Raw genomic sequence first — 16,198 nt, 5'->3', positions numbered from 1 at the left:
TATATTATGGAATATCTTTATTTCCAATTAGATCAATTGTTTAGACGAAACTCCTGCTACTGTATCTCGGCCTGAGCGCTGTGTTCGGTCCGCCTTCCGACCGCCGTCTCAGCTCTTGCCGGCTACTGTGCATGGGGTTGTTTTGCAGATTCTGCATCCAGCCCCATCTCTCCAAAAGCCGATATTGCCGTGACCTTGCCCGGCTGCAATAAGCGAGGCTTCCGCGAGATCGCAGATGACCTTAAGGCCGACCGTCCGTATAGGTTTGCATCTCAGAACAACAACAAACCTTCCGAGGAAGCAGACCCATGGTCCTTTCAACGCGCTTTTCCCGACGCACGCTTCTCAAGGCCTCCGCCGCGACCGCGGTCCTGGGCGGCCTCGGTGCGCCCCATGTGGCCCGCGCCCAGAGCGCCGAGTTCACCTACAAATACGCCAATAACCTGCCTGACACCCATCCGCTGAACGTGCGCGCCAAGGAGATGGCGGCGGCGATCAAGAGCGAGACGAACGGCAAGTTCGACCTCCAGATCTTCCCGAACAACCAACTCGGGTCCGACACCGACATGCTGAGCCAGATCCGCTCCGGCGGGGTCGAGTTCTTCACGCTGTCAGGCCTGATCCTGTCCACCCTGGTGCCGGCGGCGTCCATCAACGGCATCGGCTTCGCGTTCCCGGACTACGACACGGTCTGGAAGGCCATGGACGGCGACCTCGGCGGCCATGTCCGCGGCGAGATCAAGAAGGCCGGCCTCGAGGTCATGGACAAGATCTGGGACAATGGCTTCCGCCAGACCACGTCCTCGACCAAGCCGATCACCGGCCCTGATGACCTCAAGGGCTTCAAGATCCGCGTGCCGGTGTCGCCGCTGTGGACCTCGATGTTCAAGGCGTTCGACGCAGCGCCCGCCTCGATCAATTTCAGCGAGGTCTATTCCGCGCTGCAGACCAAGATCGTCGAGGGCCAGGAGAACCCGCTGGCGATCATCTCGACCGCGAAGCTCTACGAGGTGCAGAAGTACTGCTCGCTGACCAACCATATGTGGGACGGCTTCTGGTTCCTGGCCAACCGCAGAGCCTGGGAAAAGCTGCCCCAGGACGTGCGCACCATCGTCGCCAAGAACATCAACGCCGCCGCGGTCAAGGAGCGTGAGGACACTGCCAAGCTCAACGCCAACCTGCAGCAGGAGCTCGCGGGCAAGGGCCTGACCTTCAACCAGCCCGCGGTCGGGCCGTTCCGCGACAAGCTGCGCACCGCCGGCTTCTATGCCGAGTGGAAGGGTAAGTATGGCGATCAGGCCTGGGACCTCCTTGAAAAGGCCGTCGGCAAGCTGTCGTAACGTCTTGGGGCCGTCATGGCTCATGTCGAGATCGAGGTGATCGAAGTGACGGGCGAGGCGGCTGTTCAGTCCCCTCGCCGACGTTCGTTGCTGGCGTCACTTGAACGCGCGCTCGGTCTCCTCGTCGAAATCCCGGCGGCGATCCTGGTCGTCGCCGAGATCCTGATCCTGTTTGCCGGCGTGGTCGCGCGCTACGGTCTGCACCGGCCGCTGATCTGGTCGGACGAGCTCGCTTCGATTCTCTTCCTGTGGCTCGCGATGCTGGGCGCGGCGGTCGCATTCCGCCGCTCCGAGCACATGCGCATGACCGCGGTCGTCGCGAGCGCCAGACCCGCGATGCGGGCCTATCTCGATCTGATCGCGATCTCGGCCGCGCTGGCGTTCCTCGCACTGATCGTCTGGCCGTCCTGCGACTATGCCTACGAAGAGAGCTACATCACCACACCGGCGCTGCAGATTTCCAACATGTGGCGCGCGGCCGCGCTGCCGGCCGGCGTCGGCCTGATGGCGGCTTTTGCCGTGCTCCGGCTGCTGCGCGCGGCCGACTACCGAATGGTCGCAGCCGCCGTGCTGTCGGTTGCGGTCGTGATCGGCCTGTTCTGGCTGGCGGAGCCGCTCCTGCGGCCGCTCGGCAATCTCAACCTCGTCATCTTCTTCGTCGGCGTCGCCGGCTTCTGCGTCTTTGCCGGTGTTCCCATTGCGTTCGGGTTTGGGCTGGCGATCTTCGGCTATCTGGCGCTGACCACGCGCACGCCCGTCATGGTGCTGGTCGGGCGCATGGACGAGGGCATGAGCCACCTGATCCTGCTCTCGGTGCCGCTGTTCGTGTTCCTCGGGCTCCTGATCGAGATGACCGGCATGGCGCGGGCGATGGTGGCGTTCCTGGCGAGCCTGCTCGGGCATGTCCGCGGTGGCCTGCATTACGTGCTGGTCGGCGCGATGTACCTGGTCTCCGGCATTTCCGGCGCCAAGGCCGCCGACATGGCCGCAGTTGCGCCCGTGCTGTTTCCCGAGATGAAAGAGCGCGGCGCCAAGCCCGGCGATCTCGTCGCGCTGCTGGCGGCGACGGGAGCCCAGACCGAGACCATCCCGCCGAGCCTCGTGCTGATCACGATCGGCTCCGTCACCGGCGTCTCGATCGCAGCGCTGTTCACAGGCGGCCTGCTGCCCGGTGTCGTGCTCGCGATCACGCTGTGCATGCTGGTGTGGTGGCGCTACCGCCGCGAGGACATGAGCCATGTCCGCCGTGCCACTGCTTCCGAGATCGGCAGGACCTTCATCATCGCCCTGCCCGCGCTCGCGCTGCCCTTCGTGATCCGCTACGCCGTAGTCGAGGGCATCGCGACGGCGACCGAGGTCTCCACCATCGGCATCGTCTATGGCGCTCTCGTCGGCCTCCTCGTCTACCGTCGCTTCGACTGGCGGCGGCTGTTTCCGATGCTGGTCGAGACGGCGGCGCTGTCGGGTGCGATCCTCCTGATCATCGGCACGGCGACCGGCATGGCCTGGGGCCTGACTCAATCCGGCTTCTCGCGTTCGCTGGCCGCCGCCATGACCGGATTGCCGGGCGGGGCCGCGACCTTCATCGCCGTGTCGATCCTGGCCTTCACCATCCTCGGCAGCGTGCTGGAGGGCATACCGGCGATCGTGCTGTTCGGCCCGTTGCTGTTCCCGATCGCACGCGCCGTCGGCGTGCACGAGGTGCACTACGCCATGGTGATCATCCTCGCCATGGGTATCGGGCTATTCGCCCCGCCCTTCGGCGTCGGCTATTATGCCGCCTGCGCCATCGGACGCGTCGATCCGGCCGAAGGCATCGGGCCGATCTGGGGCTATCTGCTGGCGCTGCTGGTGGGATTGATCGTGGTCGCGATCTTCCCCTGGATATCGATCGGATTCCTTTGAGACGCATTTGAGGAGGGTGTCGATGAGTGAGCGGCAGAACCCATACAATATCGGCCTCGACAAGACTCCCGCCAACTACGTGCCCTTGAGCCCGCTGAGCTTCCTCGCGCGCAGTGCCGCGGTCTATCCCGATCACGTCAGCACCGTCTATGAGGGCCGCAGCTTCACCTGGGCAGAGACTCACGAGCGCTGCCGACGCTTTGCCTCTTATCTGGCGGGCAAGGGCATCGGCGTCGGCGACACCGTGGCGGCGATGCTGCCGAACATTCCGGCGATGAACGAGGCGCATTTTGCCGTGCCCATGGCGGGCGCCGTGCTCAACGCCCTCAACATCCGCCTCGATGCGCCCTCGATCGCATTTCAGCTCGATCATGGCGGGGCGAAGATCATCCTGGTCGATCCCGAATTTTCGGGCGTCATCACCGATGCGCTCGCGCAGATGACCGGGCCCAAGCCATTCGTGATCGATGTCGATGATACCGCATTCAAGGGCGGCAAGCGCATCGGCGAAATCGAATATGAGGCGGCTGTCGCGCAAGGCGATCCCGGCTTCAACGCCGTTCTACCGCACGACGAATGGGACGCGATCGCGCTGAGCTACACCTCGGGCACGACGGGAAATCCCAAGGGCGTCGTCACCCATCATCGCGGTGCCTACTTGAATGCGGTCAGCAATATCCTCGCCGGCAACCTCGGCCAGCATCCGGTCTATCTCTGGACACTGCCGATGTTCCACTGCAACGGCTGGTGCTTCCCCTGGACCATTGCGGCCGCTGCCGGCATCAATGTCTGCCTGCGCAAGGTCGAACCGACCAAGATCTTCGAGCTGATCAGGCAGCACGGCGTCACCCACATGTGCGGCGCGCCGATCGTCTACAACACGCTGATCAACGCACCTGACGCGCCCAAAGGCAATGCAGCCCGCCGCGTCGTCGGCCTGATCGCAGGTGCCGCGCCGCCGGTCGCCGTGCTCGAAGGCGCCGAAAGCATCGGCATCAAGCTGACGCATGTCTACGGCCTGACCGAGGTCTATGGCCCCGCCTCCGTCTGCGCCGAGCAGCCAGGCTGGGACGAGCTTCCGCCCGCAGAGCGCGCGCGCTTGAAGCGCCGGCAGGGCGTGCCCTACCCGCTCGAGGAAGCCGTAACCGTCATCGATCCGCAGACGATGCAGGAGGTGCCGCGCGACGGCGAGACCATCGGCGAGGTCATGTTCCGCGGCAACATCGTGATGAAGGGCTATCTCAAGAACGAGAAGGCAACCAAGGAAGCCTTCGAGGGCGGCTGGTTTCACACCGGCGATCTCGGCGTGCTCGACGAGCACGGCTACGTCATCATCAAGGACCGTTCCAAGGACATCATCATTTCCGGCGGCGAGAACATCTCCTCCGTCGAGGTCGAGGACATCCTCTACAAGCACCCGGCCGTGCTGTTCGCCGCTGTCGTCGCCAAGCCCGATCCGAAATGGGGCGAGGTGCCTTGCGCCTTCGTCGAGCTGAAGGACGGCGCCAGCGCAACCGAGGCCGAGATCATCGCCTTCTGCCGTTCGCAGATGAGCGGCTTCAAGACGCCGAAGGCGGTCGTGTTCGGGCCGATCCCGAAGACGTCCACGGGCAAGATCCAGAAATTCCTGCTGCGTAGCGAAGTCGGCTCGGTGAAGGCGATCTCGGCCTGAGAGCCGTCTGACTTCCGCTCGCACGCACAGCGGCAGCATCGCAAGGCCGCCGGCAAAACCGAGCTGCGGAATCCAGAGCGGAAGCGCGACGACGCCCTGTGCCACATCGTTGAAGCATCAGGAATCGTAGGTCATCTGCACGGCATAGCGGGTGAAATAGAGAATGAAGGCCGTGGCAATACCGAGCGCCACGATCTCCGCGATCTGCTTGGCCCGCCCATGCAGACGTTCCAGCAGCAGACCAAGCCCAGCGCCTGTCTTTCAGACGTTAGATCAACATGATGGGGCCGACTCAGGCAAGGAGTATGCCGGCGGATGCCGGAATTTCCATCGCAGGTTCAGCGTGTCTCCAGCCGCAGCCCATCGTAGGCCGGCACCACGCCTGCGGGCAGCGACTGCCTGATGACTTCGTAATCGACGTCGGCGGTCATATTCGTGATGACCGCGCGCTTCGGCTTGAAGCGCTCGATCCAGGACAGCGCGTCGTTGATGCTGAAATGGCTGACATGGCCGGTGTAGCGCAGCCCGTCGACGATCCAGAGGTCGAGATTTTCCAGCGCGTCCCAGCTCTCGCGCGGAATGTCGTTGAGATCCGGTGTATAGGCGGCATCCCCGATGCGGTAGCCGAGCGCGGGAATGGCGCCGTGCTGCACCAGGAAGGCCGTCATCGTCACCGCGCCGCCCTTCCCCAGGATGGTCTGGCTCTCGCCCGCCTCGATCGAATGCCGGGTCAGGATCGGCGGATAGTCGCTGCCTTCCGGCGAGATGAAGCAATAGGAGAACCGCGCCATGATGTCCTTGGCGGTGGACTGGTTGAAATAGGTCGGGATGCGCCGGCGCATGTGCATGACGACCGAGCGCAGGTCGTCCATGCCGTGAGTCTGATCGGCGTGCTCATGCGTCAGAAACACCGCGTCGATATGGTCGACATTGGTCGAGAGCAATTGCTCGCGTAAGTCCGGCGAGGTGTCGATCACGATGCGTGTCGTGCCGTGCTCGGACGTGCGTTCGACCAGCAGCGAGCAGCGGCGGCGGCGGTTCTTGGGATTGTTGGGATCACAGGCGCCCCAGCCGAGCGCCGGGCGCGGCACGCCGGCGGAGGAGCCGCAGCCCAGGATCGTCAGCGTCAGCGTCATGTGGCTCCCAGTCTCAAGCTTTCACCTTCGAGAACAGGCGGAAGAAGTTTTCGCTCGTTTGCCGCGAGATCTCGTCAAGCGAGACGCCGCGCGTCTCGGCGAGCACTTTTGCGACCTCGACCACATAAGCGGGTTCGTTGCGTTTGCCCCGGAACTTGCCCGGTGCAAGATAGGGCGAGTCCGTTTCAACCAGGATGCGATCGGATGGCAGTTCGGCCGCGAGCGCGCGCAAGGCTTCCGACTTCTTGAAGGTCAGGATTCCCGTGAAACCGATATAGAGCCCGAGCGACACTGCCTTCAGCGCCAGCTCGCGCCCGCCCGTGTAACAATGCAGCACGGCGCGAAACGATCCCTTGGCCGCCTCGTCTTCCAGAATGCGCGCGCAGTCCTCGTCGGCCTCGCGGGTGTGGATCACCAGCGGCAGGCCGGTCGTGCGGGCAGCGGCGATGTGGGCACGAAAACCCCTCGCCTGCGCCTCCGGCGAGCCGTTGTCGTAGAAATAGTCGAGCCCGGCCTCACCGAGCGCGACGACCTTGGGGTGCTCCGTCAACGCAACAAGCTCGTCCGGCGCGATGCCGTCCTCCTCGTCCGCATTGTGCGGATGGGTACCGACCGAGCAATAGACGTCGTCATAGCGTTCGGCGATCGCGAGCAGGTCCTTCAGCCGCCGCACCCGCGTCGAGATCGTGACCATGCGCGCGACGCCGGCCCCGCGCGCCCGCGACACGATCCCGTCGAGATCTTCCGCAAAGTCGGGAAAATCCAGATGACAGTGACTGTCGATCAGCATCACGCGAACGCCTTCAGGCTGCCGGCTCGACGTAGCGCGGGAACGCGGGCTTCGGCGCCGGCAGCGTCGAACCCGGCGTGATACGCTTGCTTCCGCCGAGCATTGCGAAGCTGCGCTCGCCTTCAGGGATGCCCAGGCTGTCGAGCAGCAATGCGGAGGCGGTCGGCATCGCGGGCTGGGCCAGAATCGCAATCTGGCGCACGACTTCGGCGGTAATGTAGAGCACCGTCTTCTGCCGGGCAGGATCGGTCTTGGCGAGCGCCCACGGCGCCTCGCCCGCAAAATAGCGGTTGGCCTCCGCGACCACGGCCCAGACGGCGTTGAGCCATTGATGAATCTGCTGTGTCGCCATGGCCTCACGTGACGCTGCGATCATGCCGTCGGCCATCGTCAGGATCGCCTTGTCGTTGTCGCTGAACTCGCCGGGCTCCGGCAGCACGCCGCCGAACTGCTTTGCGATCATCGACAGCGAGCGCTGCGCGAGGTTGCCGAGATCGTTGGCGAGATCGGCATTGATACGCGCCACGATGGCCTCGTGGTTATAATTGCCGTCCTGGCCGAACGGTACCTCGCGCAGGAAGAAATAGCGCATCTGATCGACGCCATACTGGTCGGCGAGGTTGAAGGGATCGACGACATTGCCGACCGACTTCGACATCTTCTCGCCCCTGTTGAACAGGAAGCCGTGGGCATAGACCCGTTTCGGCAGCGGGATCCCGGCGGACAGCAGGAAGGCCGGCCAATACACCGCATGGAAGCGGATGATGTCCTTGCCGATGATGTGCACGTCGGCTGGCCAGTAGCGCCAGTTCTTGTCGCTCTCATCGGGGAAGCCGACGCCGGTGATGTAGTTGGTCAGTGCGTCGACCCAGACATACATCACGTGCTCCTGGTCGCCGGGCACTTTCACGCCCCAATCGAAGGTGGTGCGCGAGATCGAGAGATCGCGCAGGCCGCCCTTGACGAAGCTCACCACCTCGTTCTTGCGGGATTCCGGCCCGATGAAATCAGGGTGATCCGCATAGAGCTTGAGCAGCTTGTCCTGATACGCCGAGAGGCGGAAGAAATAGCTCTTCTCCTCGACCCATTCCACCGGCGTGCCCTGCGGCCCGAGGCGCACGCCGTCCTCGTTCACGCGCGTCTCGTCCTCGGCGTAATAGGCCTCGTCACGGACCGAGTACCAGCCCGAATAGGTATCGGCATAGATGTCGCCGTTCGCTTCCATGCGCCGCCAGATCTCCTGGCTGGAGCGGTGATGCTGCTCCTCGGTGGTGCGGATGAAGCGGTCGAACGACACGTTCAGCCGCTCGTCCATCTCCTTGAAGCGGCCCGCATTGCGGGTCGCGAGCGCGGCAGCGGACATGCCTTCACTGGCCGCCGTCTGAACCATCTTCTGACCGTGCTCGTCGGTGCCGGTCAGGAAGAACACGTCCTTGCCGTCGAGCCGCGCAAAGCGCGCCAGCACGTCGGTCGCGATCGCTTCATAGGCGTGACCGATATGCGGGCTGCCGTTGGGATAGGCGATCGCCGTCGTGATGTAGAACACGTTGTCGCGTGCGGGCGCGACCGTGGGCGCGGCGGCCTGCGGAGCCGCGGCGGGGTTCGGCGCACGCGGGGTCTTGGCTTGCGATACTTTGGGCTTCACAGCCGTCGCCGGCGTGATGACAGGAGCCGGTGCGGCGGTCACGGCAGGCGCAGCCGGCTTTTTCGCAACCTTCTTCGCCGGAGCCTTCGGCTTTTTGGCAGAGGATTTTTTCGAAGCCTTCGTGGCGACGACCTGCTTCTTCGCGCCCTTCTTGGCAACCTTCTTTACGGCCTTCGCAGCCCGCTTCGTCGCGCCCTTCTTGGCGGCAGACTTCTTGGTCTTCTTGACGGCTTTGGTCGCGCGCGCCTTCACTGCTTTCCTGGCGGCTTTCTTAACGGCCTTCTTAGCAACCCTCGTCTTGCTGCTCTTACCTTTAGCGGTCTTCTTAGCTCGCGTTGCCACCACGAATTCCTTTATCGGCTTTTCCGAAATTTGGAAACGAACCTGCGTTCGGTCATTGTCTTGAGCATGATCCTTTCGGAAAATTGCTACACACTTTTCCGGATCATGCTCTAGCGCGTTGCGTCCGCCAGCCAGCCGAACACCGAGAAAACCAAGGGCTTTCGTTCCAGATTGTAGGTTTCGGTGTCGCGCGCGGCGCGGACGATCTTTTCCCATACCTCAGCTAGGCGCGCAAGGCGCGGCAGGTTCTGGTTGGCATTGGCCTCATCCGCATGCAAGCGCTCCGCGATCCAGCGGTCGATGCCATCGATGAAGGCGGCAAGCGCGACGCGGTCGCTGGTGCCGAGCGAATCGCCCAGCGTGTGCAATTCGCGCGGATCGACCTGCGGCAGGCGCGCAAGCAGCGCCGCCGTGCGCTGCTGAAGCTTCAGCGCGTCGCCACCGAGCAGCGTCAGCGCCCGCGCGACGCTTCCCTCGGAAGCATCGGCCGCCTCGCGCAGCGCCGGATCGTTCGGATCGAGCTCGGCCGCCGAAGCTGCCGCCCCGATCACATCATCCGTGGCGAGCGGCCGCAGGCGCAGCTTGCGGCAGCGCGACTGGATCGTGGCAAGCACCCGCGCGGGCGCGTGGCTCACCAAAAGGAACAGCGATTGCTGCGGCGGCTCTTCGAGAATTTTCAGGAGCGCGTTCGCCGCGTTTGGATTGAGCTCGTCGACCGTGTCGACGATGCAGACGCGCCAGCCTTCGGCCGCCGCGGTCGAGCCAAAGAACGCGATCGTCTCGCGCGTCTCGTCCACGGTGATCACGGTGCGCATCACGCCGCGATCGTTGGCGGTACGCTCCAGCGTCAGCAGCCCGCCATGCGAGCCGGCCGCCACCTGCCGCGCCACGGCGTCATCGGGATCGATGGCGAGGTCTTCGGCGCGTTGCACGGCGGGGGCCAGCGGCTGAGAATGGGCGAGCACGAAGCGCGCCATGCGATAGGCCAGCGTCGCCTTGCCGATCCCTTGCGGTCCGCCGATCAGCCAGGCATGCGGAATGCGTCCGCTGCGATAGGCCGCAAGCAGCGCGGCCTCGGCCTCGCGATGGCCGAACAGCCGCGATGTCTCGCGCGGATGCGGAATGGCGGTTTCGCGCTCGGCCTGACGCGGGCTCATGCGGAAATCACTGACGCAGGCGTGGGGAGCAGACGCTCGCGCAGCGCGGTCCAGACGCGCCCGGCGACCGTTTCGGGGTCGGAATTGGCATCGATCAGCACGCAGCGCGCGGGATCCTCCGCCGCGATCTTGCGATAGGCCTCGCGCAGGTCCTGGTGGAAGCTGAGCTTCTCGGACTCGAACCTGTCAGGCGTGCCGCTGCCGCGGCGCGCGGCGGCGCGTTGCAGGCCAATCTCGACCGGCAAGTCGAGGATGATGGTGAGATCGGGCTTGAGATCGCCGATGGTGACCCTTTGCATGGCGTTGATCAGGCCCTCGGGTACGCGGCCAAGGCTGCCCTGATAGGCCCGTGTCGAGTCGGCGAAGCGGTCGCAGAGCACCCAGGTGCCCTGATTCAGCGCAGGCTGGATCACGGTGTGGACATGGTCATCGCGCGCGGCGGCAAACAGCAGCGTCTCCGCCTCGGGGCCGAGCAGCTTGCCCATGCCCGACAGCACCAGATGACGCATGATCTCGGCGCCCGGCGAGCCGCCCGGCTCACGCGTGACCCGGACGCGCAGCTTCGCCGCCTTGAGGCGGTCAGCGAGCTTCTTGATCTGGGTCGACTTGCCCGTGCCCTCGCCGCCTTCAAAGGTGATGAAGCGTCCGCGTCCGGACGGCCGCTGTGCCGCGCTCTCACTCATGATCAGAGCTTCTCGGCGCCCGCGCGGAACATGCCGATCACGAGCTCGCTGGCGCCATCGATCGCGCGACGCATGGTCGAGCCGGTTCCGACAGATTCGGCCGCATAGACCGGCGTCTCGACCGCAATGTTGCCGCTGCGCCAAACCTTGACCACGCCGACCTGCTGGCCGGCCTCGACCGGCGCGCGCACCGGGCCGCTATAGACGATGCGCGCAATCAGCTTGTCGCTGCCATTCTTGTGCACCATCACCTTCACCGGCGTCTTCGCCACGAGCTTGACCGAGCGGCTCTCGCCGCCGAACACCTTGGCGTAGCCGACAGGCTGCTCGGCCGCGATCAGCGTGCGGGTCTCGAAATTGCGAAAACCCCATTCAAGCATCTTCTTGGCTTCGGAGGCGCGGTCATCGGCATCCTCGAGACCGTTGACGACCACGATCAATCGCGTGCCGTTCTGCACGGCCGAGCCCACCATGCCATAGCCGCCTTCCTTGGTGTAGCCGGTCTTGAGACCGTCGGCGCCTTCCATCGAATTGAGCAGCGGATTGCGGTTGGGCTGGCGGATCTTGTTCCAGGTGAACTCCTTCTCGCCGAACAGTTTGTAGAACTCGGGGTAGTCCAGAATTATGTGCCGGGCGAGGATTCCGAGCTCGCGCACCGTCATCTTGTTGCCCGGGTCGGGCAAGCCGTTGGAATTGGCGAAGGTCGATCTGGTAAGGCCGAGTTCGCGCGCACGCTTGGTCATGAAATCGGCGGCAAAGATGCGCTCATTGCCCGCCATGGCTTCGGCAAGCGCAATGCAGGCATCATTGCCGCTCTGGATGATCGCGCCGTGAAGGAGATCGTCGACGGAGACCTTGCTGTTGATGGCGGCGAACATGGTGGAGCCGCCCGAGGGCGCCCCGCCCCTGCGCCAGGCATTCTCGCTGATCCGGTACTCGTCGGTCAGCTTGATGTCCCCCTTCTTGATGGCATTGAAGACGACCTCTACCGTCATCAACTTCATCATGCTCGAGGGCGCGCGCAGCTCGTCGGCGTTCTTCTCGAACAGTACGCTGCCTGAGGAGGCTTCGATCAGGATCGAGGTCGGGGCATCGCCATCGAAGCCGGCATCTTCCGCTTTCTTGGCGCCTTGGACACTCTGATTGGCGGCATAGAGAGCCCCACCCCAGCCGATGCACGCCACCAAAACCGTCGCGATCAGCCCGCGCGCCAGCATGCTGGCGGTGGGCCAGTTGCGACGAAGCGAAGGGAGACGAAATGCCATGGCGAAGCCCTGAGAGAGGCGTTCTAACAGCTGGAACAGATGCGAACAACACGCGGTTGGACGCTGTCCCTGAGATTGCACGATTCTCGTCGCGCCCCTATCGTGGCATCTCATGTTTCTCGACCAAACCCCTGAAACAAGGCGGAAAAGCGAATGTCCTCAACTCGGATGATCAAGGCCAATGGGGTCGAGCTGTTCGTTCGCGAAGCCGGCCAAGGTCCGCTGGTGGTGCTGTGCCATGGCTGGCCGGAACTGTCCTACTCCTGGCGCCACCAGATCCCCGCGCTCGCCGGGGCCGGGTTTCACGTCGTCGCCCCCGACATGCGTGGCTACGGCCAGAGCGCAGCGCCGCCTGATGTGAACGCCTACTCGATCTTCGACACGGTCGGCGACGTCGTCGGCCTCGTCCAGGCGCTGGGCGAGACCAAGGCGATGGTGGTCGGCCACGACTGGGGCGCTCCGGTCGCCTGGCATGCGGCGCTGTTCCGTCCCGACATCTTCACCGCCGTCGCGGGCCTGAGTGTTCCGCCGCCCTTTCGCGGTCGCGCCAAACCGCTCGAATTGTTGCGCCAGGGCGGCGTCACCAACTTCTACTGGCAGTATTTCCAGGCGCCCGGCATCGCCGAGGCCGAGCTCGAGCGTGACGTCGCCCGCACCATGCGCATCGTCCTCGGCGGACGGGGCCTCGCCGATCCCACCGCGGCCATGTTCGTGCAGGAGGGCAAGGGCTTCCTCGGCCATGCGGGCGCCGAGGAGCCGCTGCCCGGCTGGCTGAGCGAGGCTGATCTGGCCTACTTCACCGAAAGCTTCCGCAAGTCCGGCTTCCGCGGCGGGCTGAACTGGTACCGCAACATCGACCGCAATTGGGAACTGACCGCGCCCTGGCAGGACGCGCAGATCCACCAGCCGTCCCTCTTTATCGCCGGCTCAAAAGACGCCGTAATCACTGGCCTGATCGGCGCCAAGCGCGTCAACGAGCTCGAACGCGTGCTGCCCAATCTCAAGGGCAAGCTGATCCTCGATGGCGCCGGCCATTGGGTGCAGCAGGAGCGGCCCGACGAGGTGAACGCGGCGCTGGTGAAATTCCTGACGGCGAGCGCGGCTCAGTAGAGCCCGCGGCCGCTCAGGATGCTGCGGGCCTCGGCGGCGCCATCGGCTGACGAGAGAGCGCTCTCGGTCGCATAGCGGCCGTCCTCGTCATAGGACACCGCGCGGGCGTTCTGGAGCGCCCGGCCCCGGCTGCGGCTCGATGCCGACATTTCCGACGTCGCGTTGAGCGAGGCCATGTCGGCCGAGCTGTTGCCGAGATTGTAGGGCCGCCCCTCCGGCAGCGGGACCTCGCCGCGAATGGCACCGCGGGTCGAGGACGGCAGCTCCGGGACGAACGGCTTGGCAGACGCGACCCGCACCATCGACGGCGACGGTGCCGGAACGCCGGTGCGCAAGGTGGCCATCAGCTGGCGGTCGTCGGAGCCTTCAAGCGGCGCCCGGCCGACATATTCGACCCGGACCCTCGCAACGCCATTGCCTTTGAATTCAAGGAGTTCGGCGGCCTTGTTCGAGACATCGATGAGGCGGTTGCCGTGATACGGCCCGCGGTCATTGACGCGGACGATCAGCGACTTGCCGTTCGAGATGTTGGTCACCCGTGCGTAGGACGGCATCGGCAGGGTCGGATGCGCCGCGGTCAGCGAGGCCATGTCGAACACTTCGCCATTGGCGGTCAGGCGGCCATGGAAATCATCGCCGTACCAGGACGCCAAGCCCTCGGCGCGGTAGTTGACGTCCTCCTCGGGCACGTAGGTCTTACCCGCCACGACATAAGGTTTGCCGACGCGGTAGGTGCCGCCGCCCTTCGGGACCGGATCGCCCCAGGCCACCACCCGGGGGCTCGACGACACGCCGTATTTCGGATCGACGCGGCTGGCGAACTTGTTCGAGGAGGCGCAATTGGCCAGCACAACGCAAGTTGCGACCGCCGCAACACCGCGCGCGGCTCGCAAAACCGAATCTGACCGTTGGATCCCCATGCGCCCCAAATACCACTTCGCCGGAGACGTGCCCAACCCGCTTTGGCCACGGGGAGCGCTGTCCGGCCCTCTGTTTCCGAAACGGCCCACCACCGCGTCCGAAGTGGTAAGGATAACGCAACCCGAACACGGCGGAAATGGGGAGCCCACAGCGATCACGTCAGGATGGTAAACGCCACGTTCGCTTCTTCCCGTCGGTCTACGGAGCTGAGGCGCCCTTCTCTGTGCCACTCCTGGAGTGCCACTCCTGGACATTCTGTTGCGCCAAATCCTCACTCCACCCCCATTGTCACGCCGCTCACCGAAATTCTTTTGACTGTGCAAGGCTGCACGCGTTCTCTCGGATGTAAGGGCGGGTTTTGGAATTTGACGATGATCGAGACTGTTTCGGCACTGATGGGTCTAGTAAGCGCGGGGATCTTCCTGGCCCATGCGTTTGAAGGTTACCGCACGAGGGCCTGAAGGCACTCGCGCGGGCGGCAAGCATCACCTCTTTCAAGGCGGCGCGTTCGGACGAGTTTGACCGATCCGACCGCGCATCGAAGACGGGAGCGGCAGGTGTCCCATGCGCAACCATGACCTCGTATCCAATGGCTTCCTGGCCTTGACCGCCGGCGGCTTGGTGCTGCTGTGCTCGAGTCTCGTCGCTCTTGCGTTTGCCTGAGTCACCTCTCTGATCTCCAGCCAAGCCATCGCGACACAGCACACAGCTTCGTCAGTTGACCGCGAGCTCCGGGGACGCGCCGCTCAGCGCAGGCCCAACAGCGAACGGCGATAGAAGCTGTCGCCGGCCTCGCGCAGGCAAACGAAGCTGCCGTCGAAGCCCTGGCCGTAGCGCTTCTGACCCTTGCGGTAGTAGATGCCCTTCCTGAAATCGAGCCAGACCACCCTGTCGTGCGGGCAATGACGCTGCGCCTGAGCCTCGTAGCGAAACGGCGTCAGCGGCGTCGCCGAGACCTCGGCGCCGCCTGCACCAACCAGCATGATGCCCGCGCATGTGACCGCACCGGACCACTTGCCAAAACAGTTTCCAGACACGCCCCACCTCCGGTTCGTCGCCATCGCAAGACCGCCGATCGCGACGGTAGCACGAAACAGCACCGCCCATGGAAGGCGGCAACCGCATCGCGTCTTCCGCCGGCCATCTCTCACTGCTTGTCCGCTTCGAGCTGCGCCAGCGCCTGGTGCAGACACTCCTGAAGCTTCTGAGCGACCTGCTCACGCGCGACGCCTTTGTCTGCGAGATCACCCGACACCTTGCCGACGACATCGTCGATCGTCCGGCTCTCCAGATGATCCGTCACCAGCGCGGTTGCGTAGCGTGCCGCAGCATCGCCGCTGAGCCCGAGCTGGCCTGCGGCCCACAGCCCGAGCAGCTTGTTGGACCGCGCGGTCGCCTTGAACATGAATTCCTCGTCGCGGGCGAATTTGGCCTCAAAGCCCTGCTCGCGCTTGTCGAACGTGGTCATGGTCAGCTCCATCTGATTTCGCTGATGAGGATCGGACCTGCTGGGAGCGAACGTCTCCGCGGTTCACGTCAGTTTAGGATCATTTGAAGCTTCCTCCCGGAAGCCGAACGCCGTCAAGCCTGGCGATGCGCCCCAGGCCGGGTGCACGGGAAGCCCCGCGCCAGTCAATTCGCTCAAGGCTCGGAATGCTTACAACTCGTTAAGCAGATTCAGCGCCGCATGGCGCGGAGACATCGAGAGCTGACGCATGAAGAGAGAGCTGCGGGAGTTTCGACGGCTTGAACGGGTCTGCCTGGAGCAGGCCGCCCTCTCCACCCTGGATCGCGTACGAAGCGGGCTGCCGAAGGTCGCCGACGATTGTCGCGCCGCGGCCGAAGCGATCGAGGCACAATCACCCCGCGGGGCGTTTGCAGAAGCCGTCCAGGCGCTCAAGGTGGCCTGAGGCCAAGGAGCACGTCCAAGGGGCACGTCCAAGGGGCACGTTCAAGGGGCACGTCCAAGCGGCACTGGCCGCCGGAACCCAGTCGGGTGAAGCGATTCAGAGATCGGGCGGCGTGCGCGTTCGCTCAGCCTTTCGCTGCCGCTGCTTCGCGGGCCAGCCGCTCGGCCTTCAGCCGTTCCTTGTTGGCGTAAAACGCCTTCTGCGCCGCTTCATAATCGCGCATGGCCTTCTCCGCCTCGATCCGGCGTGCCGCATCGCGCGCGTGGCGCTGTTCGGGGGTCAGGGGTTTGCGTCGGAAGGAAAGGTCTTCAGTCATGCCAAA

The 16,198-nt window shown here is 64.5% G+C and carries 15 protein-coding genes; 5 read left to right on the top strand and 10 right to left on the bottom strand.

Features of this window, described 5'->3' with window-relative positions:
* Nucleotides 1–308 precede the first annotated feature (308 nt).
* The 3 genes from EAV90_RS12505 to EAV90_RS12495 are packed head-to-tail and all read left to right on the top strand — an operon-like array spanning nucleotide 309 to nucleotide 4,917.
* The gene (locus EAV90_RS12505; protein ID WP_122403268.1) at nucleotides 309–1,340 is read left to right on the top strand and encodes a TRAP transporter substrate-binding protein; all 1,032 of its coding nucleotides are present in this window, start codon (nucleotides 309–311) and stop codon (nucleotides 1,338–1,340) included.
* A gap of 15 nt (nucleotides 1,341–1,355) precedes the next feature.
* Complete coding sequence (locus tag EAV90_RS12500; RefSeq protein ID WP_122403267.1) at nucleotides 1,356–3,245, top strand: TRAP transporter large permease; 1,890 nt, start codon at nucleotides 1,356–1,358, stop codon at nucleotides 3,243–3,245.
* Between the two features lie 22 nt (nucleotides 3,246–3,267).
* Nucleotides 3,268–4,917 carry an acyl-CoA synthetase gene (locus tag EAV90_RS12495; RefSeq protein ID WP_162500278.1) on the top strand — a complete coding sequence of 550 codons (1,650 nt, stop codon included), beginning with the start codon at nucleotides 3,268–3,270 and terminating at the stop codon, nucleotides 4,915–4,917.
* Between the two features lie 338 nt (nucleotides 4,918–5,255).
* Here EAV90_RS12495 and EAV90_RS12485 read toward each other — a convergent pair whose 3' ends face one another.
* The 6 genes from EAV90_RS12485 to EAV90_RS12460 all read right to left on the bottom strand — a co-directional run bounded on the left by EAV90_RS12485 (nucleotide 5,256) and on the right by EAV90_RS12460 (nucleotide 11,935).
* Nucleotides 5,256–6,053 carry an MBL fold metallo-hydrolase gene (locus EAV90_RS12485; protein WP_122403265.1) on the bottom strand — a complete coding sequence of 266 codons (798 nt, stop codon included), beginning with the start codon at nucleotides 6,051–6,053 and terminating at the stop codon, nucleotides 5,256–5,258.
* Nucleotides 6,054–6,066: 13 nt separating this feature from the next.
* Nucleotides 6,067–6,843 (bottom strand): TatD family hydrolase, encoded by a 777-nt coding sequence (locus EAV90_RS12480; protein WP_122403264.1) that lies wholly within the window; start codon nucleotides 6,841–6,843, stop codon nucleotides 6,067–6,069.
* Between the two features lie 13 nt (nucleotides 6,844–6,856).
* Nucleotides 6,857–8,830 (bottom strand): methionine--tRNA ligase, encoded by a 1,974-nt coding sequence (metG, locus tag EAV90_RS12475; protein ID WP_122403263.1) that lies wholly within the window; start codon nucleotides 8,828–8,830, stop codon nucleotides 6,857–6,859.
* A gap of 110 nt (nucleotides 8,831–8,940) precedes the next feature.
* Nucleotides 8,941–9,987, bottom strand: a complete 1,047-nt coding sequence (locus tag EAV90_RS12470) for a DNA polymerase III subunit delta' (protein WP_122403262.1) — start codon at nucleotides 9,985–9,987, stop codon at nucleotides 8,941–8,943.
* Nucleotides 9,984–10,670, bottom strand: coding sequence for a dTMP kinase (gene tmk / locus EAV90_RS12465; RefSeq protein ID WP_122403261.1), 687 nt, complete (start codon nucleotides 10,668–10,670; stop codon nucleotides 9,984–9,986). Before tmk ends, EAV90_RS12470 begins: the two co-directional genes overlap by 4 nt.
* Nucleotides 10,671–10,672: 2 nt before the next feature.
* The gene (locus tag EAV90_RS12460) at nucleotides 10,673–11,935 is read right to left on the bottom strand and encodes a D-alanyl-D-alanine carboxypeptidase family protein (protein ID WP_162500277.1); all 1,263 of its coding nucleotides are present in this window, start codon (nucleotides 11,933–11,935) and stop codon (nucleotides 10,673–10,675) included.
* Between the two features lie 153 nt (nucleotides 11,936–12,088).
* Between EAV90_RS12460 and EAV90_RS12455 the strand changes: the two genes are divergently transcribed.
* The gene (locus EAV90_RS12455; protein ID WP_122403259.1) at nucleotides 12,089–13,045 is read left to right on the top strand and encodes an alpha/beta fold hydrolase; all 957 of its coding nucleotides are present in this window, start codon (nucleotides 12,089–12,091) and stop codon (nucleotides 13,043–13,045) included.
* Here the strand turns inward: EAV90_RS12455 and EAV90_RS12450 are convergent.
* From EAV90_RS12450 to EAV90_RS12435, 3 genes are all read right to left on the bottom strand, one after another.
* The gene (locus EAV90_RS12450; protein ID WP_122403258.1) at nucleotides 13,039–13,965 is read right to left on the bottom strand and encodes a septal ring lytic transglycosylase RlpA family protein; all 927 of its coding nucleotides are present in this window, start codon (nucleotides 13,963–13,965) and stop codon (nucleotides 13,039–13,041) included. The genes EAV90_RS12455 and EAV90_RS12450 overlap by 7 nt on opposite strands.
* A 747-nt stretch (nucleotides 13,966–14,712) precedes the next feature.
* On the bottom strand, nucleotides 14,713–15,027 hold the full coding sequence (locus EAV90_RS12440; RefSeq protein WP_376707307.1) for a hypothetical protein: 315 nt from the start codon (nucleotides 15,025–15,027) through the stop codon (nucleotides 14,713–14,715).
* An 86-nt stretch (nucleotides 15,028–15,113) separates the two neighbouring features.
* On the bottom strand, nucleotides 15,114–15,434 hold the full coding sequence (locus EAV90_RS12435) for a DUF1476 domain-containing protein (RefSeq protein ID WP_162500276.1): 321 nt from the start codon (nucleotides 15,432–15,434) through the stop codon (nucleotides 15,114–15,116).
* 247 nt (nucleotides 15,435–15,681) lie between these two features.
* Between EAV90_RS12435 and EAV90_RS12430 the strand changes: the two genes are divergently transcribed.
* On the top strand, nucleotides 15,682–15,876 hold the full coding sequence (locus EAV90_RS12430; RefSeq protein WP_122403256.1) for a hypothetical protein: 195 nt from the start codon (nucleotides 15,682–15,684) through the stop codon (nucleotides 15,874–15,876).
* Between the two features lie 124 nt (nucleotides 15,877–16,000).
* On the opposite strand, the gene EAV90_RS12425 is transcribed toward EAV90_RS12430, so the two are convergent.
* A complete protein-coding gene (locus EAV90_RS12425) occupies nucleotides 16,001–16,192 on the bottom strand; it encodes a hypothetical protein (RefSeq protein ID WP_122403255.1) in 192 nt (63 codons plus the stop codon).
* Nucleotides 16,193–16,198: the final 6 nt, after the last annotated feature.

This window comes from Bradyrhizobium vignae, assembly GCF_004114425.1.
GTDB lineage: Bacteria > Pseudomonadota > Alphaproteobacteria > Rhizobiales > Xanthobacteraceae > Bradyrhizobium > Bradyrhizobium vignae.
Note: the sequence above shows the minus strand (reverse complement) of the source record. Positions and strands in the feature narration are given on the sequence as shown.